The sequence below is a fragment of the Pseudomonas syringae genome (genome assembly GCF_002157375.1).
Taxonomy (GTDB): Bacteria; Pseudomonadota; Gammaproteobacteria; order Pseudomonadales; family Pseudomonadaceae; genus Aquipseudomonas; species Aquipseudomonas syringae_T.
On sequence record NZ_MTSA01000010.1, the window covers coordinates 1 to 24,715 of the forward strand.

The following is a 24,715-nucleotide window of genomic DNA, read 5'->3' on the forward strand; positions in this document are numbered from 1 at the left end:
CCGGGGCTGTGCCGGCCTCTTCGCGAGCAAGCTCGCTCCCACAAGACTTATGTATTATGAGTGTCTAGATAGAGGCGGCGCAGGTTTGTGACTTGTGGGAGTGAGCTTGCTCACGAAAGTAACAGCCCAAACACCCCATTTCCGGGGCTGTGCCGGCCTCTTCGCGAGCAAGCTCGCTCCCACAAGACTTATGTATAACGCTCTGCGTCTGCTTTGAGACGCAGAGCATCAAGCCCGCTCAACCCTCGGCAGGCTGCGACGCCAGGGCAACGGCGCGGAACATCGCGCGGCGTTTGTTCAGGGTTTCTTCCCATTCCAGTGCGGGCACCGAGTCGGCGACGATGCCGCCACCGGCTTGCACATGCAGCTCACCGTCCTTGATGACCGCAGTACGGATCGCGATGGCGGTGTCCATGTTGCCGTTCCACGCCATATAGCCCACTGCCCCGCCGTAGACGCCGCGCTTGACCGGCTCCAGTTCGTCGATGATTTCCATGGCACGGATTTTCGGCGCACCGGACAAGGTACCGGCTGGCAGAATCGCCCGCAGTGCATCCATCGCCGTCAGGCCGTTTTTCAGCTCGCCGGTCACGTTGGACACAATGTGCATCACGTTGGAGTAGCGTTCGATCACCATCTTCTCGGTCAGTTTGACTGAGCCGATCTCGGAAACCCGCCCGACGTCATTGCGCCCAAGGTCGATGAGCATCAAATGCTCGGCGATTTCCTTGTGGTCGGACAGCAGGTCTTCCTCCAGCGCAATATCCTCTTCTTCTGTCGCACCGCGAGGACGGGTTCCGGCGATGGGACGCACCGTGATCAGATTGTCCTCGACGCGCACCAGCACTTCCGGCGAGCTGCCCACCACGTGGAAGTCACCGAAATTGAAGAAGTACATGTACGGGGTCGGGTTGAAGCAGCGCAGCGCCCGGTACAAATCAATCGGCGCCGCCGTGAAATCGATGGACATACGTTGAGACGGCACCACCTGCATCACATCGCCCGCCAGGATGTACTGCTTGATGGTGTCGACCGCGGTCTCGTAGTTATCCTGCGTGAAGCTGGAGCGAAATACCGGGTCGGCGGCCGGCGGCCTGTCCAGGTCCAGACCACGACGCGGCGTGATCGGCTGCCGCAACGTGTGCATCAGTTCATCCAGCTGCGCAACGCCACTCGCGTAGGCATCCTGCTGCGCCGGATCGACCAGCACGATAGCGTGCATCTTGCCCGCCAGGTTGTCGAACACGACCACTGCGTCGGACACCATCAGCAGGATGTCTGGCACGCCCAGCGGGTCGGGGTTCGGGCAATTGGCCAGGCGCTTCTCGACATAACGTACACAGTCGTAACCAAAATAGCCGACCAGCCCGCCGTTGAAACGCGGCAGCCCGGCGATGGTGGGTACGTTGTAGCGCGCCTTGAAGGTCTCGACAAAGTCCAGCGGGTCTTCAACGTCAAGGCTTTCGATTTCGACGCCATCGTGGGTCACGCTGACGTGATGGCCATGCACACGCATCACGGTGCGGCATGGCAAACCGATGATCGAATAACGGCCCCATTTCTCGCCACCCTGCACCGACTCCAGCAGGTAGGAGTTCGGCTGATCGGCCAGCTTGAGGTAGATCGACAGCGGCGTGTCGAAGTCAGCCAGGGTTTCACGGGCAAGCGGGATGCGGTTGTAGCCGTCGGCGGCCAAACGCAGGAATTCTTCACGGTTCATGAGCAACCTCGTGGTTTGAAGGTAAACGGTCAGGTAGGCAAACGTGCCGGCATGCCGGCCAGAATCAAGTCAGGCGCGCCAACGCCAGCGGGCCAGGGCCTTGATGACTTTCATCCAGAGTTTGCGAGTGACCACCACGATGGATTCTCTTGAGGAGGGACGTTTGATGTCGGGCAACAGTATCTCAGCGTCCAGATCCAGGCAACCGGGAATCAACCTGCGCAGATCATCGATGACCATCGCCGGGTTTTCTTCGGCAATCGGCCTGCCGTGATTGTAGCCATAGCTCAACGCAACGCAGGCCACACCGGCAGCCTTGGCGGCCTGCACGTCACTGCGCGAGTCACCGACAAACAGCGATTGCGAAGCAGGAACACCGGCCATTTTCATCACGAAAAACAGCGCGGCAGGGTCGGGCTTTTTCTGCGGCATGGTGTCACCACCGATGATCCAGCGAAAAAAACGCCCCAGCTTCATTTCATCCAGCAACGGCGCCACAAAGCGCTCCGGCTTGTTGGTGATGAGGGCCATTTCGACGCCCATCTTCTGCAACCACTTCAGGGTTTCGCGCACGCCGGGGTAGACCACGGTGAACTCATGCTTTTCGGCATAGGCTCGCATGAAGATTTCCAGCCCCTGCTCGGCCAGGGCATCGTCGACGCCGCTGTGGTCGAGGTTGTCAGCCAGCGCACGGCGTACCAGCACCGGCGCACCGTTGCCGACCCAGCCACGAACCGACTCCAGACCAGCCGGTGGCCGGCCCAGTTCAGCCAGCATCTTGTCCACAGCCACGGCAAGGTCGGGGACCGAGTCCACCAGCGTGCCGTCCAGGTCGAACATGATCAGCTTGGGCAGTTGGCCTGCAAACAACGTGTCGAAGCCGCTCATGCGCGGGCAGACGCCAGTTCTGCACGCATCTTCTCGATCACTTCGCGATAATCCGGAGCATTGAAAATCGCCGAGCCGGCGACGAAGGTGTCAGCACCTGCCGCTGCGATTTCACGGATGTTGTTGACGTTGACGCCGCCGTCGATTTCCAGACGGATATCACGGCCAGACGCTTCGATCAGCGCTCGCGCTTCGCGCAGCTTGTTGAGCGTGCCGGGAATGAACTTCTGACCGCCGAAGCCGGGGTTGACGCTCATGAGCAGGATCATGTCGACCTTGTCCATCACGTATTCCAGCAGGTTCAGCGGGGTCGCCGGGTTGAACACCAGACCCGCCTTGCAGCCGCCCTCACGGATCAGTTGCAGGGAGCGGTCGATGTGCTGGGTCGCTTCCGGGTGAAAGGTGATGTAGGTGGCGCCGGCCTCGATGAAGTCGCCGATGATGCGATCCACCGGGCTGACCATCAAATGCACGTCGATCGGCGCGGTCACGCCGTACTTGCGCAACGCGCCGCACACCATCGGGCCGATGGTAAGGTTCGGGACGTAGTGATTGTCCATGACATCGAAGTGGACGAAATCAGCGCCGCTGGACAGCACATTGTCGACTTCCTCACCCAGGCGGGCGAAGTCAGCGGAAAGGATCGATGGGGCAATAACGAAGGGCTGCATGACGCACCTGTTTGAGCAGAATCACGGTGCGCGGATTGTACGCCAAGCTTCGCCTGGAGCGGTAAGCCTCAAGCTGCAAGCGTATGGATTCGCCTTGTCTTGCAGCTTGCTGCTCTCGGTTACTGAGCCGTTCTCAGTTTCTCGCTGCGCCCCCTCAACCATTCCAGCACCAGCAGCAATACCACCGAAAAGCCGATCAGCAGGGTCGCCGCGGCGGCGATGGTCGGGCTGAGGTTTTCGCGGATGCCGCTGAACATCTGCCGGGGCAAGGTCGCCTGTTCCGGTCCGGCCAGAAACAGCGTCACGACCACTTCGTCAAACGAGGTCGCGAAGGCGAACAGCGCACCGGAAATCACCCCCGGTGCAATCAACGGCAAGGTCACGCGACGGAACGCGGTCAGCGGCGATGCGCCCAGACTCGCCGCAGCGCGCACCAGGTTGTGATTGAAACCCTGCAAGGTCGCCGACACCGTAATGATCACGAACGGCACGCCCAGCACGGCGTGAACCAGAATCAGCGAGGTGTAACTGTTGCCCAGGCCCAGTGGCGCGAAAAACAGGTAACTGGCAACACCGACGATCACCACCGGCACCACCATCGGCGAAATCACCAGTGCCATGACCAGCGCCTTGCCGGGGAAGTTGCCACGGGTCAGGCCGATAGCCGCCAGCGTGCCGAAGCCCATCGCAAGTAAGGTCGCGGCCGGGGCCACAATCATGCTGTTCTTCAACGCGCGCATCCACTCGGCGGAGTTGAAGAAGTCCTGATACCACTGCAATGAGAAGCCTTGCAGCGGGTAGACCAGAAAACTGCCGGAGTTGAACGATAACGGCACGATGACCAATACCGGCAGTACCAGAAACAGCAGCACCAGCGTGCAGAGGATGCGCAGCGCGTAATACCAGATGCGCTCGATCGGCGATGTGTAGGGGTTCAACATGGTGATGCTCCTCAGCTCAGACGCAGGCGGCTGGCGCCGACCAGCCAGCTATAAATCAGGTACAGCACGATGGTCGCCAACAGCAACAGCCCGCCGAGCGCCGTTGCCATGCCCCAGTTGATGCTGGTGTTGGTGTAGAACGCGACGAAATAGCTGACCATCTGGTCGTTCGGGCTGCCCAGCAAGGCCGGGGTGATGTAGTAGCCGATCGACAGAATGAACACCAGCAGACAACCCGCACCGATCCCCGCGTAGGTCTGCGGGAAGTACACGCGCCAAAAACTGGCGAACGGGTGACAGCCCAGCGAAATGGCCGCACGCATGTAGGTCGGGGAGATGTTCTTCATCACGCTGTAGATCGGCAGGATCATGAACGGCAGCATGATGTGGACCATCGAGATGTACACACCGACCCGGTTGAAGACCAGCTCCAGCGGTTTGTCGATAATGCCCATCGCCAGCAGCGCACTGTTGATCAGCCCGCTCGACTGCAACAGCACGATCCAGGCCGCCACGCGCACCAGGATCGAGGTCCAGAATGGCAGCAGCACCAGAATCATCAGCAGGTTGCTCTGCCGTGCCGGCAAGCTGGCCAGCAGGTAAGCCAGCGGATACGCCAGCACCAGACAAATCGCAGTGATCACCAGCCCCATCCAGAAGGTGCGGGCGAAGATATCCAGATAGATCGACTGATCCGGGGTCGCAGGTGCCACCTCTCCCAGATCATCGACGCGATGATCAACCGCCGCCAACAGGTAATACGGCGTGACACTGCTGGTGTTACGGCGCACTGCCTGCCAGTAAGCAGGGTCGCCCCAACGTTCGTCCAGCGCTTCAAGGGCTTCTTTGTAAGAGGCCGGTTCGGTCTTGAACGGCAGCGCACGAGCGGTCTTGCTCAGCAGGCTGCGGTAGCCGGCCAGTTCCATGTTCAGACGCTTGGACAGATCGCCCAGCGTGGAATTCTTGCGCGTTTCAGCCAGGTCCAGGCTCAACGCCTTATAGACCGACTCGGGCGGCAGCCCTTTACCGTCCCATTTCTGCACCTCGACCACCGTGGTCGGCAGCGCAGTCACAACCTCGGGGTTGCCGACACTCTTGTAGAGCAACGCGGCGATGGGCACCAGAAACACCAACAGCAGGAAAATCACCAACGGCGCGATCAGTGCCTGAGCCTTCCAGCGGTTGACCCGCTCGGCGCGAGCGAGACGTTGCTTCAAGTTGGGGCTGGCGCCTTCAGTCAGGGGCACGGCGATGGCCATAGCGAACTCCGGGATCTTTCAACAAGGGGGCGCTCCCTTATGCAGGGAACGCCCGGATCTGACTCAACTCAGGCTGATTATTTGGCAGCCCATGCGGTGAACCGCTGCTCCAGCGATTCGCCGTTGTCGGTCCAGAACGCCACATCCATCTGCACCTGATCCTTGATGTTCTCAGGCGTGGTCGGCATGTTCTGCAGCGTCTCTTTGTCCAGCAGCTTGACCGCCTGGGTGTTGGCCGGGCCGTAGGCAATGTTCTGCGAGTAGGTCTTCTGCTGCTCCGGGCTCAGCATGTAGGCGATGAACTTCTTCGCCGCTTCAGCGTTTTTCGAACCCTTAGGAATCGCCCAGGCATCGAAGTCATACACGCCGCCGGTCCAGACCACTTTGAGGTTGCTTTCTTTCTGCACGGCGGCGATCCGGCCGTTGTAGGCCGAACTCATGACCACGTCACCGGAAGCGAGGTACTGCGGCGGCTGTGCGCCGGCTTCCCACCACTGGATATTTGGCTTGAGTTCATCGAGCTTCTTGAATGCGCGGTCCTGACCGTCTTTGCTGGCCAGCACTTTATAGACGTCTTTCGGTGCAACGCCGTCGGCCATCAGGGCGAATTCCAGGGTGTATTTGGCACCCTTGCGCAGGCCGCGCTTGCCTGGGAATTTCTTGGTGTCCCAGAAATCGGCCCAGCCGCTTGGCGCGCTGGCAACTTTGTCGGCGTTGTAGGCCAGCACAGTGGACCAGACGAAGAAGCCTGCACCGCAGGTGGTGATAGCGCCCGGCACGAAATCAGCGGCATTGCCGAGCAGTTTCGGGTCCAGCTCTTCGAACATGTCTTCGTCGCAACCACGGGCCAGTTCTGGCGATTCGACTTCTACCAGGTCCCAGGAAACGCTTTTGGTGTCGACCATGGTTTTGACCTTGGCCATTTCACCGTTGTATTCACCGGCGATAATCTTGCCGTTGCCGGCCTTTTCCCACGGCGCGTAGAACGCTTTTTCCTGAGCGGCCTTGTTGGCACCGCCGAAGGAAATGACGGTCAGGTCGGTGGCGGCCATCGCTTGCGCAGCGCACATCAGGCCCAACGTGATGGCGGTGAACTTCAAAGACTTCAACATAGGTTCTTTTCTCCACGAGCAGTGTTGGTAAGCGATTGGGATGGGCGATCAATTCGCCTCTGTTATTGCTTTTATCGGTAGATCAATGCTCTTGCTGCAAGGGGTCGAGCGCACGCACGTGCTCAACTTGCCAACCCATCGGCACCACGTCGCCCACGCTCAGCGTTGGGTCCAGTTCGGCAATCGGCTGTTTGACGAAGAAGTCGGTCTTGCCGGCGACTTCAAGGCGCACTCGGACGTGGTCGCCCAGATAGATAAACTCGGCCACCCGTCCCGAGAACCGGTTGACGCAGCTTTCACTGCGGCCATTGAGGTTGATGCGCTCGGGACGAATGGAAAGCGTCACCGGACCACCGGGCTGGCCGACATTGATCGCCAGCGCATGAACCTTCTCGCCACGCTCCAGCTCGACCACACAACGGTCGCCGTCCTGACTGACCAGCCGTCCGTTGAGCCGATTGTTTTCACCGATGAAGTTGGCAACAAAGGTGTTTTTCGGCTCTTCGTACAGGCTGCGCGGCGGCGCAATCTGCTGGATCTCACCCTGATGAAACACCGCGACCCGGTCCGACATGGTCAAGGCTTCGCCCTGGTCGTGGGTCACGTAGACCACCGTCACACCGAGACGCTGGTGCAGGTGTTTGATCTCCATCTGCATGTGTTCGCGCAGTTGCTTGTCGAGTGCGCCGAGCGGTTCGTCCATCAGCACCAGTTGTGGTTCGAACACCAACGCACGCGCCAGCGCGACACGCTGCTGCTGGCCACCGGACAACTGCGCCGGGTAGCGGTGCGCAAAGGTGTCCAGCTGGACCATACCGAGCGCCTTTTTAACCTTTTCGCCCACGTCGGTCTTGCTCATGCCACGCACTGTCAGCGGGAACGCGAGGTTCTCAGCAACCGTCATGTGCGGGAACAACGCGTAGTTCTGGAACACCATGCCGATGTCGCGCTTGTGCGGCGGGACGTTGTTGATGGCGCGGCCACCGAGCAGGATTTCGCCCGCAGTCGGCGTCTCGAAACCGGCCAGCATCATCAGGCTGGTGGTCTTGCCAGAGCCGGAAGGACCAAGCAGGGTCAGGAACTCGCCTTTGCGGATGTCCAGGTTGAGGTCTTTGACGATCAGTGCTTCGCCGTCGTAGCTCTTTTGCACACCACGAAAGCTGACCAGAACATCACTCGCTCCAGCGCTTGTATCGACGTCGCTCATTACCCACACCTTTGGTTTGTCTGCGTGGGCTCAAGCCTAGAGCAGCCCGAATGCCCCGCAAATCGGGAGGCGGGAGAGAATCGCCTAGTCAGGCCGGAAGGCCCGGGGTAGGGATTGCCCTACAGAGATGGCGCGTTTAGGCATGCCGCCAGAATCTACCGTTCCGCACGTCCCATCAGGAATGCCGTTCATGACGCTCTGCGTCGAAGAGGACGCGGAGCGTCCAGACAGGCATGCCCACGCGGAGCATGGGCACAATAGTGGTTCAAGGACGCCGCTCGTTCCGCACGCTCCAGCGTGGGAATGCCGTTCGTGACGCTCTGCGTCGAAGAGGACGCGGAGCGTCCAGACAGGCATGTCCACGTGGAGCATGGGCACGATAGTGGTTCAAGGACGCCGCTCGTTCCCCACGCTCCAGCGTGGGAATGCCGTTCGTGACGCTCTGCGTCGCAAAAGGACGCGGAGCGTCCAGACAGGCATGCCCACGCGGAGCATGGGCACGATAGTGGTTCAAGGACGCCGCTCGTTCCGCACGCTCCAGCGTGGGAATGCCGTTCGTGACGCTCTGCGTCGCAAGAGGACGCGGAGCGTCGGCCCGATAGCCAGATGGCATGTCGTTTTCAGACTCAGAGCAGTTTGTGTTCCAGTGCGTATTTGACGAGATCGGCCAGGGAGTTGAGTTTCATTTTCTGCATCAACCGCGCTTTGTGGGTGCTGATGGTCTTGCTGCTCAGGGCCAGTTGCTGGGCAATGTCGTTCACGTTGGCGCCGTGGGCCAAACGCTCGAAGACCGAAAACTCTCGCTCCGACAACAGCGAATGCAAGGGCCTGTTATCTGTCAGGCCCACCTCGAACACCATGCGGTCGGCCAGGTCCGGGTCGATGTAGCGCCCACCGGCCGCCACACGGCGGATGGCGGTCAGCAGCAGTGCCGGGTCGCTGTCCTTGGTGGCGTAACCCGCAGCCCCGACTTTCAGCGCCCGCGCCGCCATTTGCGCCTCGTCGTGCATCGACAACACCAGAATCGCGGGCGGATTGGCAAGGGCGCGAATCCTCGGGATGGCTTCCAGCCCGTTGACGCCGGGCATGGAAATATCCAGAAGCACCACCTCACAGGCCACATGGCGCAACGTCTCGAGCAACTGTTCGCCGTTGCTGGCCTCGCCCACCACTTGCAGGTCTCTGGCCAGGCCAATCAGTTGCTTGATCCCTTCACGCACGATGGTGTGATCTTCAGCTACCAAAACACGAATCACAGTTTTCGCTCCTGAGCGGTGAGGTCCAGCGGTATGTAAGCACGCAAGGTTGTGCCCTCACCCAGCTCGCTGTCCAGTTCCAGTCTGCCGCCGAGCATCAATACCCGCTCGCGCATCCCGACCAGACCGAATGAAGCCGCCCTGCCCGATTCGATGACAAACCCCTGCCCGTCATCCGCAATGCTCATGCACATCATGCCGTCGTCCAGGGTCAGGCCGATTTCGACCGTGTGCGCATCGGCGTGACGCATCACGTTGGTCAGCGCCTCCTGAAGAATCCGAAACATACCTGTTGCCTTGGCATCGCTGAGCGCCGGAAGATTATCCGGCACTTGCACCAGACAAGGAATCTGGGTCCGCGCCTCGAACCGCCGCGCCTGCCACTCGATCGCCGATGCGATGCCTGCATCGAGAATCGGTGGCCGCAGTGCGGTGGCGACATCGCGCACCAGTTGAAACAACTGACCGATGAGACGCTTCATGCTGTCCAGACGCTCGCCCAGACCAGCGTCCAGATCCGCGTACGCCAGCTCGCACATCGACGTTTCCAGCTTCAGCACCGTCAGCATCTGACCCAGTTCGTCATGAACTTCCCTGGCAATACGTCCCTTTTCTTCCTCGCGCACGCTTTCCAGGTGCGCTGACAACTCACGTAACTGATCGTGAGCGCGGCGGCGCTCGCTGGCATCGCTGAGGAACACCACCAGGTATTCCGCATCACGAAATCGCAGGAAGCTCAACGAGACATCCGTGGGCACCAGACTGCGGTCGGCCCTTAGATAATGGGTTTCGAACACCTGCGGGCTGTCATCGCTGGAACGGGCGTTTTTCCACAGATTGAGCCAGCGGTCCATGTGCAGATCGGGTTCGAAGTCGATCAATGGGCGCTCTACGACCTTCCCCGGCGCATAGCCCAGCATGGATTCCGCAGCGCGATTGGCATAGCGCACGCGGCTGTCCCAGTTGACCCAGAGAATCCCGACGGTACTTTGATCAATGGAGAATTGCGCCAGCCGCAAGGCTTCTTCGCTTTCGACGCTACGCGCGAGGTCTTCACGCCCGGCGAGCAGCTCCTGCTCCAGCGCTTGTTGTTGGCGACGCTGCCAGATCACGATGGCAAAACAGGCCAGCAGCATCACCAGCAGCAGAATGCACAGGTTTTTCCAGAGCTTCGTTGATTCAGTGAAATGCGAAGGATTCAGCGGCATCCAGCGTGTGTGCAGATGCTCCAGCTCTTTGCCTGGGATCGCCCGCAGGCCTTCGTTGATGATGGCCGCCAGCTCCGGGGCATCGCGGCGTGACGCCACACGCAGCAACTGCGGCAAGCCGATGTCACCCACCACGGCCAGCCCGGCAAACTCCGGTTCACGGAACAGACGACTGAGTTGTGCCTCATCGACCACCGCGTACCGGGCCTGCTGGCTGAGCAGCAATTGCAGCGCCTGGCGCTCTAGCGGCACACCTTGCAGGTTCAGGTGCGGAAAATTGTTGCGCAGGTAATCGGCGGTAGAACTCGGCATGCGCACCGCCACGCGTGACAGGCTGTCGAGCTTTTCCAGGTCCACGGCGGCGCTGCCGTCACGTTCACCGATCAACAGTTGCGAGACCCGCAGATACGGATCAGAAAATAACCACAACTGCAGCCCCGCCGGGGTTTGCATCAGTCCGGGCGCTACGTCGATGTCTCCCTTGGCCAGCGCTTTTTCCAGCGCGGCCTGGTCAGCGAAGTTTCGCCACAGCAACTCGACCGGCAGTGTCGCGGCCAGCGCATTCATCAACTCGACGTTGGCACCGGACAACTGCTGCAGGCGTTGGTCGAACTGGGCGTAAGGCGCACGCAGCACCAGCCCGACCCGCAACGGGCCATGCTGATCAAGCCAGCTACGCTGTGTCGGACTCAGTTGAGCGGCGGCGGGCGTTTCAAGCTCGTCAGCCTGCGTCATCGCCATCTGAACCATCAAGAGCAAAGCCAGGCAGCCGATAAGACCGGTGCGCAGAAGACGAATGATCAATGTGTCGCTCTCGTATGTTCGTATGACGGGCATGTGCCGCTCAGGCTCACGCCTGACAAAAGCCGATCAACCTATTAGGCTGCCGGGACAGTTACCGGCTTGGAATATCCGATGTCCTACCCCTTTCGCGCAACGTTTCCTGCACTGTTTCTTTCATTGGTCCTTCCTTGCTCCCTGCCTGCAACAGCCGCCGATCCGGCGCCTGCCAAGGACGCTGCTGCCGAAGCGCCTGTCGAACGGGCACCGCTGCTCAGCCGCTCTCAGGAAGACGAGATAGCACTGGAGCGTCAACTGCCTCGCGAGGATCAGCAGCAACTTCAGGCCGGGGATGAAAGCTTTCTTGCGCTCTGGAAACCTGCCAACAGCGAAGAACCACAGGGCGCTGTCATCATTGTGCCGGGCGACGATGAGTCTCCGGACTGGCCAGACGCCGTCGGCCCGCTGCGGCGCAAGTTTCCGGATGTCGGCTGGTCCAGCCTGAGCATCACCCTGCCGGATGCGCAGGACAACACCTTGACAGCGCGAGAGCCCGAAACAGCAGCGGCAGACGCCAACGCCGAAAAGCCGAAGGAAAAGCCCAAAGATGCTGCCGAGAAAGCACCGGACCCGGCAGTTGAAGCTGAAGCTCAGGCGGCCGCTGCCACGGCGAAGGCCGCGGCGGATGAGGAACGCAACAAAGCGCAGGCCGAACGCATTTTCGCGCGCATAGAAAGCGCAATCAGCTTCGCGCAACAGAACAAGGCCCGCAGCATCGTGCTGCTCGGCCATAGCAGTGGCGCGTACTGGGCAGCCAGGTTCCTCAATGAACGAACCTCGCCTGCCGTACAGAAACTGGTGATGGTCGCTGCCCGCGAGCCCGCCAATGCAGCACCGTCACTGCTGGAAATGGTGCCTGCGCTGAAAATCAAGACCGCCGACTTCATCTACAAGAACCCCGTGGACCTGGCTGCCCGGTCACGCTTGCAGGCCAGCAAGCGCACCAAGGGGCCGGGCTTTACCCAAATCGGCCTGATCAACATCATCGGCAATGAAAACACCGAGCAAGAACAGATGTTCAGGCGTATTCGCGGCTGGATTGAAGCCAAAGAGGAAAAGTAGACGTCACGAACGCAGCCTGATGAGGGCGCCGCTTCATGTGAAGCCGCGTCGGTTTTTCACGACCCGATAAGCGTTGTGCAGCTCGCTGGTCTTCTCGGTGGCCACGCGCACTTGCTGGGCATTGGCACCCGAGCCGGCGACTTTATCCGGGTGATGCCGGCTGAGCAGCCGCCGATAGGCGCGTTTGATGCTCAACGGATCGGTGTCGGGTTTTATGCCCAGCAACGCCATCGCGCCCTTATAGTCATCACCTGCGCTGATCGGCGAACGCTTCATGGGGTCATGATCGGCGGCCAGGGCTTCGACTTGTTGTTGCGACCAGCCCAGCCACATACCCCACATGCCGATCAGCTCGCGTTCAACCCGAGAAGCCTTGCCATCCGCCCAGGCCATCCGCCAGCAGGCACGCAACAACTCTTCCGCCCACTCGGCCTGCCCCTGCAAACCGCGCAAATAACTGCGCAAGCCATCGACACCGTCCCTGCCGCGCTTGAAGGCACTGATGGCGCGCAGTTGTTCGGCGTCATTCAGGTTCAGGCGCCGCATCTCGGTACGGGCCTGATGGATGTGGCTGGCCACCACTCGCCCTTCACTCTTGGCCAGCCGGCCCAGCATCACGAACAGCAGCCCATCGTCAGGTATCGTCGCGCGTCCGCCCAAGCGTTCGCGCAAGTGTGCCCAGCCCCGAATTTTCAGCCGTCTGTCCAACGCTTGTCCCAACAACGCGCCGAGCATAGCGCCCGGAATGCTGGCAATGGCATAGCCGGCCCCAGCGCCGATCAGTGTGCCAGGCCAGAGCATTCAGCGGCTCTCCACAAGCGACTGCTCGACTTCGGCCAGCCGCTCATGGGTGCCGACATCCACCCAGCGACCTCTGAAATGCTCACCGGTTACCAGGCCTTGGTGCATGGCTTCGCGCAGCAACGGCGCCAGCTTGAACGCACCGGGTTCGCAGTCGGCAAACAGTTGCGGATGAAGAATGGCGATACCGCTGTAGGTCAGGCGCACACCCGCCGAATCGTCATCGCGGACCTGGCCATCGACCAGCGAAAAATCGCCGGTCGGGTGATGCGCCGGGTTATCGATCAACACCAAATGGGCCAGACCCGAAAGCGGCATGCGCAACGCACTGAAATCGTAATCGGTCCAGATATCACCATTGACCACGACGAAAGGCTCGGTGCCCAACAATGGCAGCGCCCGGTGGATGCCTCCGCCGGTTTCCAGCGGCTGACCTTCAGGCGAATACCGGATGCTCAGGTCGAAACGCTGACCGTCACCCAGATAATCTTCTATTTGCTGCCCCAGCCAGGCGTGATTGATGACCAGTTGGTGAAAGCCGGCGTCACGCAGGGCATTCAGGTGGTACTCGATCAGAGGAACACCCCCCGCACGCACCAGCGGCTTGGGGGTGTGCAAGGTCAACGGTCGCATTCGCTCGCCCTTTCCGGCGGCGAGAATCATCGCTTTCATGCAGTCCTCTTCAAATCAATCAATGTCTGTTTCAAGGTGGCTTTCATCTGCCTGCTCAGACGGAAGTCGTGACAGGTTGTTGCAGGCTGGTGAGCAACTGCCCTAACTGCGCCAGTTCGGGGCGTTTCGAAAGCACGGCCTCTATGTAGGCAAAGAAACGCGGAACATCGTCCAGATAACGAGGTTTGCCATCGCGATGACAGATTCGCGCGAAGATCCCGATCACCTTCAAATGGCGCTGCACACCCATCAGGTCACTGGCGCGCTCGAATGCCGCGAAATCATCCTGCACCGGGATCCCTAGCGCACGCGCTTTGTCCCAGTACATGTTCAGCCATTGGCTGACACGCTCCTGCGGCCAGCTCAGGAAGGCATCCTTGAACAGACAGGTCACGTCGTAGGTCACCGGGCCGTAGACCGCATCCTGGAAATCCAGCACGCCCGGATTGGGCTCGCTGATCATCAGATTGCGAGGCATGTAGTCACGATGCACCAGTACCTTGGGCTGCGCCAGCGCACTGTTGATCAATAGCGTGCTGATCTGCTGCCAGTCCGCCAGTTGCGCCTGATCCATCTCGATTCCCAGATGGCGCTTCACGTACCACTCGGGGAACAGCTCCAGCTCACGACGGAGCAAGGCTTCGTCATAAGCGGGCAGCGGCGCGTCCATCGGCAGTTGCTGAAAAGCCAGCAGCGCCTGGATAGCATCGGCGAACAGTGCGTCGGCATTGTCCGCGTCGATCACGTCCAGATACGTCTGCCGGCCCAGATCGTTGAGCAGCAAAAACCCTTGCGTCAGGTCTTCGGCATAAATTTTTGGAACATTAATGCCCGACTTTTCCAATAAATGAGCGATATCCACGAACGGTTTACAGTTTTCCCGGGGTGGCGGGGCATCCATGACAATAAAAGTTCGGTCGGCACCCTCCCAGCGAAAATAACGACGGAAACTTGCGTCACTGCTGGCCGCAGTCAACGTGGCCGGGGGAACGGCGCCCCAATTGTGCGCTGTAAACAGCGCTGGCAGCTGCTCATCGAGCCAAACTTTCAAGGATTGCAGGCGTATATCTTGATCTGACATTACAAGGGTCTCCGACGGCGCTAGCCGTCAAGCGGGTCATGCTTTATTATCCGGAATCTTTTTCAGCCCATCGAGAGGCGTGCGGCCCCCCCGCGGGCAGATGGCGCGCAGGAAGCCCGGACTAATAAGATGGCATTGAAATCCCCCGCGTTTCGTAAAAAATTTCCGTTGCTCGTAACCGGCAGTCTGCTGGCGATGCAACCTCTGGCCACTCAGTTCGTGGTCGCCGCGGAACAGTATGACTGCTCAGTCGCTGCTTCGGGTGCCTGGAACTGTGCGCCGAAATCCAACACTGCAGCTGTAGATCTGCCTCCGCGCCCCGTGCATGACACGACGTCGGTCAGTTCCAACGGCACGGTTTCGTCGGAGAGTACCTCTTCGAGCGGTCAGGCTGCGGGCACGCAACTGGTCACCGAAGCCAAGGGCAAAGGCCTGAAGTCGCGTAGTGCTGACTACAGCCACCTCGATTGGGTTCCTCGCGAAAAGCTTACCGCAGCGCAACTGGCCGAGACCGGCCCGTACTGCTCGGGTGCCTACGTCGAGCCGATCCGCCCTGGCATGGACGACAAGACGCCGATGAAAGACGCGCCGATGTTCGTGGGAGCCAAGGCTTCGCGTTACGAACAGGAAGCGCAGGTCGCAACGCTGGCCGGTGATGTCGTGATGCGCCAGGGCAGCATGCAGGTGCAGGCCCAGGAGGCCGCACTGCATCAGGCCGAAAACCGTGGCGAGCTGAACGGTGACGTCCGTTTGCGCGACAACGGTGCGCTGATCGTCGGCGACAAGGCCGAATTGCAGCTCGATACCGGCGAAGCCCGTGTCGACAACGCCGAATACGTCCTGCACAAGTCGAACATTCGCGGCAACGCGCTGTACGCCAAGCGTGCCGAGAACGCGATCATCCGGCTCAAGGACGGCACGTACACCACGTGCGAACCGAACAGCAACGCCTGGACACTCAAGGGCAACAACATCACGCTGAACCCGGCCACCGGCTTCGGTACAGCGACCAACGTTACCCTGCGGGTCAAGGACATACCGGTTCTGTACACGCCGTATATCTACTTCCCGATCGACGACCGTCGCCAGTCCGGCTTCCTGCCGCCGACGATTGCCGCGGGCGGCGACAACGGCTTCACGCTCGTGACCCCGTACTACTTCAACCTGGCGCCGAACTACGACGCCACGTTGTATCCGCGCTACATGGCTGATCGCGGCTTGCTGATGGAAGGCGAGTTCCGCTACCTGACCAAGGGCAGCGAAGGTCAGTTAGGCGGTGCGTACCTGAACGACGAGAACGACGAGCGCAAGCTCCAGTCGGACTACGACAAGACTCGCTGGATGATCAACTGGCAGCACAAGGGCGGGCTTGATACACGCTGGCTGACCCAGGTTGACTACACCGACATCAGCGATCCGTATTACTTCCAGGACCTGGAAACCGATCAGATCGGCGTCAAAAGGACAGATTTCCTCTCCCAGCAAGGCTCTTTGACCTATCGCGGTGACGGCTACTCGGCTGTACTCAACGCTCAGGCCTACAAGCTGGCGACCGTTGCGAACGTTACGCCTTACAACCGCCTGCCACAGCTGACGTTCAACGGCACCTTGCCGTACAACCCGGCTGGTTTGAAGTTCGATTATCAGACCGAGGCCGTACGTTTCGACCGCGACCTGCGCAGCGGCACATTTGTTGACGAAGACGGCAATTTCGAAAGTCGCCTGGACAACAACATCACAGGTCTGGACCGTGCAAATGGTGATCGCCTGAATCTGGCGCCGTCTGTCAGCCTGCCGATGAACTGGTCTTACGGATTCCTCACGCCGAAGCTGAAATATGTTTACACCCAGTACGACCTGAGCCTAGACGGAACGGGTAAAAGTCAGCTGGCAGCCTCTGGCGGAACATTCGACAGCAGCGTCAATCGTAGCGTGCCGATTTTCAGCGTCGACAGCGGCTTGTACTTTGATCGCAATACCAACTGGTTCGGCAAAGACTATCGCCAAACCCTGGAACCTCGCCTGTTCTATCTCTACGTTCCAGAGAAAGACCAGTCTGATATCCCGGTATTCGACACCAGTGAAAGTACCTTCAGCTTTGCGTCGCTGTTCCGTGATAACCGCTTTACCGGCTCTGATCGCATCGGAGACGAAAACAAGCTGTCGCTGGGCATTACCAACCGCTGGATCGAAGACAACGGCTTCGAGCGTCAACGATTCAGCATCGGTCAGGCCGTGTATTTCGAAGACCGCAAGGTGCAATTGCCAGGCGTTCAGTTCGCAGATCGCGACGACGCCCAAGCCAGTGTTTCGCCTTACGCGCTGGAATACGAGTACCGCTTCAACCGCGACTGGCGCTTCAACTCCGATTTCAACTGGGATCCGGACAGCAAGAGCACCCGTTCGGGCAGCGCAATGTTCCACTACCAGCCTGAAGCTGAACCCAACAAGATCGTTAACCTCGGCTATCGCTATCGCAACGACCAGATTCGTTACGACGAAAGCACTGGCCGCTGGATCGTGGGGGGTGGCGACTACGGCACGCCGGGTTCACCCAACTACGTGAAGGACTACTACAAGATTCAACAGCACGATTTCTCGGTCATCTGGCCAATCGTGCCGCAGTGGAGCGTGATCAGCCGCTGGCAGTATGACTACAACCGCGCACGCACTATCGAAGCGTTCGGCGGGTTCGAGTACGACAACTGCTGCTGGAAAATGCGTCTGGTCAACCGCTACTGGATCGACTATGACGAGTTCAGCCAGGCAGCACCTCAGAACGAGAAAGGCGACCGCGGCATATTCCTACAAATTGTGTTGAAGGGGCTCGGCGGTGTGACTGGCGCCAAAGTAGACAGCTTCCTCGACAAAGGCATTCAAGGTTATCGTGAACGTGAAGACCAAGCTTTCTGATTGTCTGCGCCCGCTGATGCTGGGCGCGTTACTCCTGAGCGGTGCAGTGCATGCAGCTGTTCAGCCTCTGGACAGTGTTGCGGCTATCGTCGATAACGACGTGATCATGAAAAGCCAGGTGGACCAGCGTGTTCGTGAGGTTCAGCAAACCATCGCCAAGCGCGGAGCTGGCGTACCGCCGGCCGATGCGCTGCAAAAGCAGGTTCTGGATCGTCTGATTCTGGAAAACCTGCAATTGCAGATGGGCGAGCGGTCAGGCATTCGTGTCAGCGATGACGAACTGAACCAGGCAATCGCCTCCATTGCCCAGCGCAACAACATGAGCGTGGATCAGTTCCGCGCCGCGCTGGCTCATGACGGCCTTTCCTATGACGACGCCCGTGAACAGGTTCGTCGGGAAATGATCATCAGCCGTGTGCGTCAGCGCCGCGTGGCAGAACGTATTCAGGTCTCCGAGCAGGAAGTGAAAAACTTCCTCGCTTCCAGTCAGGGCAAGGCTCAGTTGTCTGAAGAGTTTCACCTGGCCAATATCCTGATCGCCACGCCTGACAGTGCGTCCTCGGAAGTCATCCAGGCCGCTGCCGTCAAGGCCAAGAGCATTTATGACCAGGTGAAGAAAGGCGCCGACTTTGCCAAGCTCGCCGCCACCACGTCATCGAGTGAAAATGCGCTGGAAGGCGGCGACATGGGCTGGCGCAAGGCTGCTCAGTTGCCACCACCGTTTGGTGACATGCTCAGCTCGATGCCGGTCGGTGACGTGACGCCACCGGCGCGCACGCCAGGCGGTTTCATTATCCTCAAGCTGCTGGAAAAACGAGGTGGCCAGGGTCAGGCACAGATGCGCGATGAAGTGCATGTGCGTCATATCCTGATCAAGCCGAACGAAATCCGCAGCGAAAAAGAAACCGAACGTCTCGCGCAAAAAATCTACGACCGTATCAAGGGCGGCGAAGACTTTGCGACACTGGCTAAAAGTTTCTCGGAAGACCCTGGCTCTGCACTCAATGGCGGTGACCTGAACTGGGTGGACCCGAACTCGCTGGTTCCAGAGTTCCGTGAAGTCATGAACAATACGCCGCAGGGCGAGTTGTCCAAACCCTTCAAAACGCCTTATGGCTGGCATGTTCTGGAAGTGCTTGGCCGTCGCGCCACAGACGCAACCGGTCAGGCCCGTGATCAGCAAGCACTGAGCGTACTGCGTAACCGCAAATACGACGAAGAGCTGCAAACCTGGCTGCGTCAGATCCGCGACGAAGCCTACGTTGAAATCAAACTTCCTGGCGCGACCCAGGCTGAACAGTGAAACCAAAGCGTTTCGCACTGACACCCGGTGAGCCGGCCGGCATAGGTCCTGACCTTTGCCTGCTGCTCGCCACTCAGCCTCAGCCCTACCCCCTGATTATCATCACCAGTCGCGACCTGCTCCTTGAGCGGGCCGCGCAGCTGGGTGTAGCGGTCAGCCTGCTAAACGTCACGCCTGACACCCTCCCCGACCTGCCTGCGCCTGCCGGCAGCCTGTATGTCTGGGACACCGCCCTGGCAGCGCCGGTAAAAACCGGCGTCCTGAACACGGCCAACGCCGCGTTCGTCCTGCAAACCCTGACGCGCGCTGCCCAAGGCTGCATCGATGGGCTGTTCAGCGGCATGATCACCGCGCCGGTCCACAAGGGTGTCATCAACGACGGCGGTATCGCGTTTTCCGGACACACCGAATTCCTCGCTGAGCTGACCCGCACCGAACAGGTGGTGATGATGCTGGCGACCGGCGATCTGCGGGTGGCGCTGGTGACCACTCACCTGCCCTTGCGCGAAGTGGCCGACGCCATAACAGCGGATCGGCTGGAACGTGTGACACGTATTCTCCACGCCGACCTGGTCAACAAGTTCGGCATAGCACAGCCCCGCATTCTGGTCTGCGGCCTCAACCCCCATGCTGGCGAAAGCGGGCATCTGGGCCGTGAGGAAATCGACATCATCGAACCGACTCTGGAGCGTCTGCGCAACGAAGGGCTGGATTTACGCGGCCCGCTGCCTGCCGACACTCTGTTTACCCCCAAATACCTGGAACACTGCGATGCAGTGCTGGCGATGTACCACGATCAGGGCTTGCCCGTGCTGAAATACAAAGGTTTCGGCGCAGCCGTCAATGTGACGCTCGGTCTGCCAATCATCCGCACCTCTGTCGATCACGGCACGGCGCTGGACCTGGCGGGCAGCGGGGACATCGACACCGGCAGCCTGAACGTTGCACTGCAAACCGCCTACCAGATGGCCGAGACCCACTCATGACCGAGCACTACCAACACCGGGCGCGCAAGCGCTTCGGGCAGAACTTCCTGCACGACGCAGGCGTTATCGACAAGATCCTGCGTGCCATCCGCAGCAAACCTGAAGACCGCCTGCTGGAAATCGGACCAGGCCAGGGCGCACTGACCGAGGGGCTGCTCGACAGCGGCGCCCGACTGGATGTGGTCGAACTGGACAAGGACCTGATCCCGATCCTGAACAGCCAGTTCGCCAGCAAGCCCAACTTCAACCTGCATCAGGGCGATGCGCTGAAGTTCGACTTCAACAGCCTCGGCGCCGAGCCTCGCAGCCTGCGTGTGGTCGGTAACCTGCCGTACAACATCTCGACACCGCTGATTTTTCACCTGCTGCAGAACGCCAGCCTGATTCGCGACATGCACTTCATGCTGCAGAAGGAAGTGGTCGAGCGCATGGCTGCCGGCCCTGGCGGCGGCGACTGGGGTCGTCTGTCGATCATGGTTCAGTACCATTGCCGCGTGGAGCATCTGTTCAACGTCGGGCCAGGTGCCTTCAATCCGCCTCCCAAGGTGGACTCGGCCATTGTCCGTCTGGTCCCGCACGAAACACTGCCACACCCTGCCAAGGACCACCGCGTGCTGGAGCGGGTTGTACGTGAAGCGTTCAATCAGCGTCGCAAGACCTTGCGCAACACGCTCAAGCTGTTGCTCAGCAGCGATGAAATTACAGCTTCCGGCGTCGACGGCAGCCTGCGCCCCGAGCAGCTGGACCTGGCCGCATTTGTTCGTCTGGCAGACACGCTCAGCGAAAAAGTCATGACGGAGTGAGTCTCAGGGCACGTAAACGGTTTTATCCGTCGTCATTTCCCGGCGACTTGTCCTAGACTGTTCTACCTGCCGCACACGCCCTTTTTTCGCTTTCGCTTTCAAGGTCTCCTGCATGTCCGATTCTCGTTACAAGGTCGACGTCAAAGTCGTCACACGCTTCCTTGCAGAACAGTCGCAAACCGATCAGAACCGCTTTGCTTTCGCCTACACCATCACCGTTCACAACAACGGTGAACTGCCTGCCAAGCTGCTGTCCCGACACTGGGTCATCACCAACGGTGATGGTCACGTCGAAGAAGTACGCGGCGAGGGTGTTGTGGGCCAGCAACCGCTGATCAAGGTTGGCGACAGCCATACCTACAGCAGCGGCACGGTGATGACGACCATGGTCGGTACCATGCAGGGCACCTATCAGATGCTGGCCGAAGACGGTAAACGCTTCGATGCGGTCATTGCTCCGTTCCGGCTGGCCGCTCCAGGCTCGCTGCACTGATGTCAGTTTACGCCGTCGGTGACCTGCAGGGCTGTCTTGAGCCCTTGAAGTGCCTGCTGGAACATGTTCATTTCGATCCGGACCAGGATCGACTCTGGCTGGTAGGCGACCTGGTCAACCGCGGTCCTCAGTCGCTGGAAACCCTTCGATACCTGTACAACATCCGCGAATCGCTGGTCTGCGTGCTCGGAAATCATGACCTGCACCTGCTTGCCGCTGCCCGTAACGCTGAGCGCCTTAAAAAAGGCGACACACTGCGCGAGATTCTGGACGCCCCGGATCGGGAAGCACTGCTGGGCTGGCTGCGCCAACAGAAACTCATGCATTACGATGAAAGCCGCAACGTCGCCATGGTTCATGCCGGCATCGCCCCGCAGTGGTCGCTGAAAAAAGCGCTGAAGTACGCCGCCGAAGTTGAACAGGCGCTTCAGGACGACCAGTCCTATGGTGCCTTCCTTGATGGCATGTACGGCAACGAACCGGCCAAATGGGACAGCAACTTGAGCGGCGTGACGCGATGGCGGGTGATCACCAACTGTTTCACGCGCATGCGCTTCTGCACCCGCGACGGCAAACTCGACCTCAAGAGCAAGGAAGGTGTCGGCACCGCGTTACCTGGCTATGCGCCCTGGTTCAGTCACGAGAGCCGCAAGACTCGCGAGGTGAACATCATCTTCGGTCACTGGGCCGCTCTTGAAGGCCGCTGCGACGAGCCGGGAGTCTTTGCGCTGGACAGCGGCTGTGTATGGGGCGGCGCCATGACGCTGCTCAACGTCGACACGCTTGAACGTCATCACTGCAATTGCGATGCTGTCGGCAACGCCGCCCCCGGGCAGATTGTCAGCATGCAGCCGGGCGTCGCAGACACTCAGCAACCTCAGGCCCAGGAGCCCCAGCAATGACCGATTTCAAACGTATTCCGCCTGACCAGGCCAAAGCGCTGCGCGATCAGGGCGCCGTGCTGGTCGATGTTCGCGATGCGCAAGCGTTTCAGAGCAATCGCATTCCTGACGCCGTGCATCTGGACAATCACTCGATTGCAGACTTCATCCGCGAGGCAGACCTCGACAAGCCTCTGCTCGTGGTCTGCTATCACGGCAACTCCAGTCAAAGCGCCGCGGCTTACCTGGTAGGCCAGGGCTTCTCCGACGTGTACAGCGTGGACGGCGGTTTTGAGCTGTGGCGCACGACTTACCCCGAAGAAACCGTGCAAGGCTGATACAAAATATTTTTCTGACAGCGGATCCCGCGTTCTACGCGGGCTTGCGCGCCATCTGACGAACGGTCCCCCCCTCTTCTCGCGCATCCCTTCTTTATCTTTCCGAATCCGAACTATCCTTAGCCTAGGCCATCCGTATTCAGGGGAGAGCCGGTACACCGGCGCGTGGGTTATCGGTAGCTATTATTAAGGTGTTCTGGGGGGTAAACAGTGACCGAGTGATCGGCTGCTGCCAGCATCGACTGAGATCCGCCGCCGGCTCTACGTATCGAGCGAGGTGACGTCATGAGCATATTCAGCCACTTCCAACAACGCTTTGAAAGCACACGACAGGAAGAGCTCTCGCTACAGGAGTATCTAGAGCTCTGTAAACAGGATCGCAGCGCCTACGCCTCTGCCGCAGAACGTCTGCTGCTGGCCATTGGTGAGCCCGAGCTGGTGGACACGTCCGTCAACTCGCGATTATCGCGAATATTTTCCAACAAGGTCATACGCCGCTATCCGGCCTTTGCGGACTTCCACGGGATGGAAGAATGCATCGACCAGATCGTTTCGTATTTCCGCCATGCCGCCCAAGGCCTGGAAGAAAAGAAACAAATCCTCTACCTGCTCGGCCCGGTTGGCGGTGGTAAATCGTCCCTGGCCGAAAAGCTTAAACAACTCATCGAAAAAGTCCCTTTCTACGCCATCAAGGGCTCACCGGTTTTCGAGTCGCCGCTGGGCCTGTTCAATGCCACTGAAGACGGCGCGATTCTGGAAGAGGATTTCGGAATTCCGCGACGTTACCTGAGCACGATCATGTCGCCTTGGGCGACCAAGCGTCTGGCCGAATTCGGGGGCGACATCAGCCAGTTCAAGGTCGTCAAGCTCTACCCTTCGATCCTCAATCAGATCGCGGTGGCGAAAACCGAGCCGGGAGACGAGAACAACCAGGACATTTCCGCGCTGGTCGGTAAGGTCGATATCCGCAAGCTCGAAGAATATCCACAAAATGACGCCGATGCTTATAGCTACTCCGGCGCACTGTGCCGTGCCAACCAGGGCATGATGGAATTCGTCGAGATGTTCAAGGCGCCCATCAAAGTCCTGCACCCGTTACTGACGGCGACCCAGGAAGGTAACTACAACAGCACCGAAGGGCTGGGGGCGATCCCGTTCACCGGCATTCTGCTGGCCCACTCCAACGAATCGGAATGGCACAGCTTCCGCAACAACAAGAACAACGAAGCGTTCATCGACCGTATCTACATCGTAAAGGTGCCGTACTGCCTGCGCGTCAGCGATGAGATCAAGATCTACGACAAACTGCTGTTCAACAGTTCGCTGGCCAAGGCGCATTGCGCGCCCGACACCCTGAAAATGCTTGCGCAGTTCACCACGCTCTCTCGCCTCAAGGAGCCGGATAACTCCAACATCTACTCCAAGATGCGTGTGTATGACGGCGAGAACCTGAAAGACACTGACCCCAAAGCCAAGTCGATTCAGGAATACCGGGACAGCGCAGGCGTCGACGAAGGCATGAACGGCCTGTCTACCCGCTTTGCGTTCAAGATCCTGTCCAAGGTCTTCAACTTCGATCCGCACGAAATCGCCGCCAACCCGGTCCACCTGCTGTACGTGCTGGAACAGCAGATCGAACAGGAGCAGTTCCCTGCCGAAACCCGCGAGCGTTACCTGCGGTTCATCAAGGAATACCTGGCACCGCGCTACATCGAGTTTATCGGCAAGGAAATCCAGACGGCGTACCTGGAGTCGTACAGTGAATACGGTCAGAACATCTTCGACCGCTACGTGCTGTATGCAGACTTCTGGATTCAGGATCAGGAGTACCGCGATCCCGAGACCGGCGAGATTCTCAACCGCGTGGCTTTGAACGAGGAACTGGAGAAGATCGAGAAACCGGCAGGCATCAGCAACCCGAAAGATTTCCGCAACGAGATCGTCAACTTCGTATTGCGTGCCCGCGCCAACAACAATGGCAAAAACCCGACCTGGCTCAGCTACGAGAAGCTGCGTGTGGTGATCGAGAAGAAAATGTTCTCCAACACCGAGGACCTCCTGCCGGTCATCAGCTTCAACGCCAAGGCCAGCAAAGAGGACCAACAAAAGCACAACGACTTCGTGACTCGAATGGTCGAGAGGGGCTATACGGACAAACAGGTTCGCCTGCTTTCCGAATGGTATCTGCGCGTGCGCAAGTCGCAATAAAAGCAGGTGTCAGCTTCAAGCTATCGGCTGCAGGCGAACAGCGGTCAGGCCTCCATTCCGGGGCTGAAAGAG

21 protein-coding genes are annotated in these 24,715 nt (G+C 59.5%); 9 read left to right on the top strand and 12 right to left on the bottom strand.

Going from position 1 to position 24,715, the window contains the following annotated elements; genetic code table 11:
* Positions 1-238: 238 nt before the first annotated feature.
* The 9 genes from trpE to BW686_RS13945 all read right to left on the bottom strand — a co-directional run bounded on the left by trpE (position 239) and on the right by BW686_RS13945 (position 11,099).
* Complete coding sequence (trpE, locus tag BW686_RS13895) at positions 239-1,720, bottom strand: anthranilate synthase component I (RefSeq protein WP_084917678.1); 1,482 nt, start codon at positions 1,718-1,720, stop codon at positions 239-241.
* A 69-nt stretch (positions 1,721-1,789) separates the two neighbouring features.
* A complete protein-coding gene (locus tag BW686_RS13900; protein ID WP_084917680.1) occupies positions 1,790-2,608 on the bottom strand; it encodes a phosphoglycolate phosphatase in 819 nt (272 codons plus the stop codon).
* Positions 2,605-3,279, bottom strand: a complete 675-nt coding sequence (rpe, locus tag BW686_RS13905; protein WP_084917682.1) for a ribulose-phosphate 3-epimerase — start codon at positions 3,277-3,279, stop codon at positions 2,605-2,607. Before rpe ends, BW686_RS13900 begins: the two co-directional genes overlap by 4 nt.
* Before the next feature lie 119 nt (positions 3,280-3,398).
* Positions 3,399-4,220 carry an ABC transporter permease gene (locus BW686_RS13915; protein WP_024672805.1) on the bottom strand — a complete coding sequence of 274 codons (822 nt, stop codon included), beginning with the start codon at positions 4,218-4,220 and terminating at the stop codon, positions 3,399-3,401.
* An 11-nt stretch (positions 4,221-4,231) separates the two neighbouring features.
* Entirely contained in the window at positions 4,232-5,479 is a 1,248-nt protein-coding gene (locus tag BW686_RS13920; protein ID WP_084917686.1) for an ABC transporter permease, read from the bottom strand.
* Positions 5,480-5,556: 77 nt separating this feature from the next.
* A complete protein-coding gene (locus BW686_RS13925; protein ID WP_084917688.1) occupies positions 5,557-6,591 on the bottom strand; it encodes a polyamine ABC transporter substrate-binding protein in 1,035 nt (344 codons plus the stop codon).
* A gap of 82 nt (positions 6,592-6,673) precedes the next feature.
* On the bottom strand, positions 6,674-7,798 hold the full coding sequence (locus BW686_RS13930; protein ID WP_084917690.1) for an ABC transporter ATP-binding protein: 1,125 nt from the start codon (positions 7,796-7,798) through the stop codon (positions 6,674-6,676).
* A gap of 626 nt (positions 7,799-8,424) precedes the next feature.
* The gene (locus tag BW686_RS13940) at positions 8,425-9,054 is read right to left on the bottom strand and encodes a response regulator (RefSeq protein WP_084917694.1); all 630 of its coding nucleotides are present in this window, start codon (positions 9,052-9,054) and stop codon (positions 8,425-8,427) included.
* Entirely contained in the window at positions 9,051-11,099 is a 2,049-nt protein-coding gene (locus BW686_RS13945; protein WP_084917696.1) for a sensor histidine kinase, read from the bottom strand. The genes BW686_RS13940 and BW686_RS13945 overlap by 4 nt, the downstream gene beginning before the upstream one ends.
* A 78-nt stretch (positions 11,100-11,177) precedes the next feature.
* On the opposite strand from BW686_RS13945, the gene BW686_RS13950 reads away from it, so the two are divergent.
* The gene (locus tag BW686_RS13950; protein ID WP_084917698.1) at positions 11,178-12,164 is read left to right on the top strand and encodes an alpha/beta hydrolase family protein; all 987 of its coding nucleotides are present in this window, start codon (positions 11,178-11,180) and stop codon (positions 12,162-12,164) included.
* A 33-nt stretch (positions 12,165-12,197) separates the two neighbouring features.
* On the opposite strand, the gene BW686_RS13955 is transcribed toward BW686_RS13950, so the two are convergent.
* The 3 genes from BW686_RS13955 to BW686_RS13965 are packed head-to-tail and all read right to left on the bottom strand — an operon-like array spanning position 12,198 to position 14,718.
* The gene (locus BW686_RS13955; protein ID WP_084917700.1) at positions 12,198-12,965 is read right to left on the bottom strand and encodes a TerB family tellurite resistance protein; all 768 of its coding nucleotides are present in this window, start codon (positions 12,963-12,965) and stop codon (positions 12,198-12,200) included.
* On the bottom strand, positions 12,966-13,637 hold the full coding sequence (gene murU / locus BW686_RS13960) for an N-acetylmuramate alpha-1-phosphate uridylyltransferase MurU (RefSeq protein ID WP_084917702.1): 672 nt from the start codon (positions 13,635-13,637) through the stop codon (positions 12,966-12,968).
* A gap of 55 nt (positions 13,638-13,692) precedes the next feature.
* Positions 13,693-14,718, bottom strand: a complete 1,026-nt coding sequence (locus BW686_RS13965; RefSeq protein ID WP_084917704.1) for an aminoglycoside phosphotransferase family protein — start codon at positions 14,716-14,718, stop codon at positions 13,693-13,695.
* A 129-nt stretch (positions 14,719-14,847) separates the two neighbouring features.
* Between BW686_RS13965 and BW686_RS13970 the strand changes: the two genes are divergently transcribed.
* The 8 genes from BW686_RS13970 to BW686_RS14005 all read left to right on the top strand — a co-directional run bounded on the left by BW686_RS13970 (position 14,848) and on the right by BW686_RS14005 (position 24,643).
* On the top strand, positions 14,848-17,631 hold the full coding sequence (locus BW686_RS13970; RefSeq protein ID WP_084917706.1) for an LPS-assembly protein LptD: 2,784 nt from the start codon (positions 14,848-14,850) through the stop codon (positions 17,629-17,631).
* Positions 17,612-18,934 (top strand): peptidylprolyl isomerase, encoded by a 1,323-nt coding sequence (locus tag BW686_RS13975; protein ID WP_179149266.1) that lies wholly within the window; start codon positions 17,612-17,614, stop codon positions 18,932-18,934. The genes BW686_RS13970 and BW686_RS13975 overlap by 20 nt, the downstream gene beginning before the upstream one ends.
* Positions 18,931-19,920, top strand: coding sequence for a 4-hydroxythreonine-4-phosphate dehydrogenase PdxA (gene pdxA, locus BW686_RS13980; protein WP_084917708.1), 990 nt, complete (start codon positions 18,931-18,933; stop codon positions 19,918-19,920). Before BW686_RS13975 ends, pdxA begins: the two co-directional genes overlap by 4 nt.
* On the top strand, positions 19,917-20,723 hold the full coding sequence (rsmA, locus tag BW686_RS13985; protein WP_084917710.1) for a 16S rRNA (adenine(1518)-N(6)/adenine(1519)-N(6))-dimethyltransferase RsmA: 807 nt from the start codon (positions 19,917-19,919) through the stop codon (positions 20,721-20,723). The genes pdxA and rsmA overlap by 4 nt, the downstream gene beginning before the upstream one ends.
* 112 nt (positions 20,724-20,835) lie before the next feature.
* The gene (apaG, locus tag BW686_RS13990) at positions 20,836-21,216 is read left to right on the top strand and encodes a Co2+/Mg2+ efflux protein ApaG (RefSeq protein WP_084917712.1); all 381 of its coding nucleotides are present in this window, start codon (positions 20,836-20,838) and stop codon (positions 21,214-21,216) included.
* Complete coding sequence (locus BW686_RS13995; RefSeq protein WP_084917714.1) at positions 21,216-22,118, top strand: symmetrical bis(5'-nucleosyl)-tetraphosphatase; 903 nt, start codon at positions 21,216-21,218, stop codon at positions 22,116-22,118. Before apaG ends, BW686_RS13995 begins: the two co-directional genes overlap by 1 nt.
* A complete protein-coding gene (gene glpE, locus BW686_RS14000) occupies positions 22,115-22,435 on the top strand; it encodes a thiosulfate sulfurtransferase GlpE (RefSeq protein ID WP_084917716.1) in 321 nt (106 codons plus the stop codon). Before BW686_RS13995 ends, glpE begins: the two co-directional genes overlap by 4 nt.
* Positions 22,436-22,720: 285 nt before the next feature.
* On the top strand, positions 22,721-24,643 hold the full coding sequence (locus BW686_RS14005) for a PrkA family serine protein kinase (protein WP_084917718.1): 1,923 nt from the start codon (positions 22,721-22,723) through the stop codon (positions 24,641-24,643).
* Positions 24,644-24,715 lie beyond the last annotated feature (72 nt).

What these genes read in the sequence shown, in the direction of transcription:
- trpE (WP_084917678.1), bottom strand. Translation starts at nt 1,720, where the DNA reads ATGAACCGTGAAGAATTCCTGCGTTTGGCCGCCGACGGCTACAACCGC.
- BW686_RS13900 (WP_084917680.1), bottom strand. Translation starts at nt 2,608, where the DNA reads ATGAGCGGCTTCGACACGTTGTTTGCAGGCCAACTGCCCAAGCTGATC.
- rpe (WP_084917682.1), bottom strand. Translation starts at nt 3,279, where the DNA reads ATGCAGCCCTTCGTTATTGCCCCATCGATCCTTTCCGCTGACTTCGCC.
- BW686_RS13915 (WP_024672805.1), bottom strand. Translation starts at nt 4,220, where the DNA reads ATGTTGAACCCCTACACATCGCCGATCGAGCGCATCTGGTATTACGCG.
- BW686_RS13920 (WP_084917686.1), bottom strand. Translation starts at nt 5,479, where the DNA reads ATGGCCATCGCCGTGCCCCTGACTGAAGGCGCCAGCCCCAACTTGAAG.
- BW686_RS13925 (WP_084917688.1), bottom strand. Translation starts at nt 6,591, where the DNA reads ATGTTGAAGTCTTTGAAGTTCACCGCCATCACGTTGGGCCTGATGTGC.
- BW686_RS13930 (WP_084917690.1), bottom strand. Translation starts at nt 7,798, where the DNA reads ATGAGCGACGTCGATACAAGCGCTGGAGCGAGTGATGTTCTGGTCAGC.
- BW686_RS13945 (WP_084917696.1), bottom strand. Translation starts at nt 11,099, where the DNA reads ATGCCCGTCATACGAACATACGAGAGCGACACATTGATCATTCGTCTT.
- BW686_RS13950 (WP_084917698.1), top strand. Translation starts at nt 11,178, where the DNA reads ATGTCCTACCCCTTTCGCGCAACGTTTCCTGCACTGTTTCTTTCATTG.
- BW686_RS13955 (WP_084917700.1), bottom strand. Translation starts at nt 12,965, where the DNA reads ATGCTCTGGCCTGGCACACTGATCGGCGCTGGGGCCGGCTATGCCATT.
- murU (WP_084917702.1), bottom strand. Translation starts at nt 13,637, where the DNA reads ATGAAAGCGATGATTCTCGCCGCCGGAAAGGGCGAGCGAATGCGACCG.
- BW686_RS13965 (WP_084917704.1), bottom strand. Translation starts at nt 14,718, where the DNA reads ATGTCAGATCAAGATATACGCCTGCAATCCTTGAAAGTTTGGCTCGAT.
- BW686_RS13970 (WP_084917706.1), top strand. Translation starts at nt 14,848, where the DNA reads ATGGCATTGAAATCCCCCGCGTTTCGTAAAAAATTTCCGTTGCTCGTA.
- rsmA (WP_084917710.1), top strand. Translation starts at nt 19,917, where the DNA reads ATGACCGAGCACTACCAACACCGGGCGCGCAAGCGCTTCGGGCAGAAC.
- apaG (WP_084917712.1), top strand. Translation starts at nt 20,836, where the DNA reads ATGTCCGATTCTCGTTACAAGGTCGACGTCAAAGTCGTCACACGCTTC.
- BW686_RS13995 (WP_084917714.1), top strand. Translation starts at nt 21,216, where the DNA reads ATGTCAGTTTACGCCGTCGGTGACCTGCAGGGCTGTCTTGAGCCCTTG.
- glpE (WP_084917716.1), top strand. Translation starts at nt 22,115, where the DNA reads ATGACCGATTTCAAACGTATTCCGCCTGACCAGGCCAAAGCGCTGCGC.
- BW686_RS14005 (WP_084917718.1), top strand. Translation starts at nt 22,721, where the DNA reads ATGAGCATATTCAGCCACTTCCAACAACGCTTTGAAAGCACACGACAG.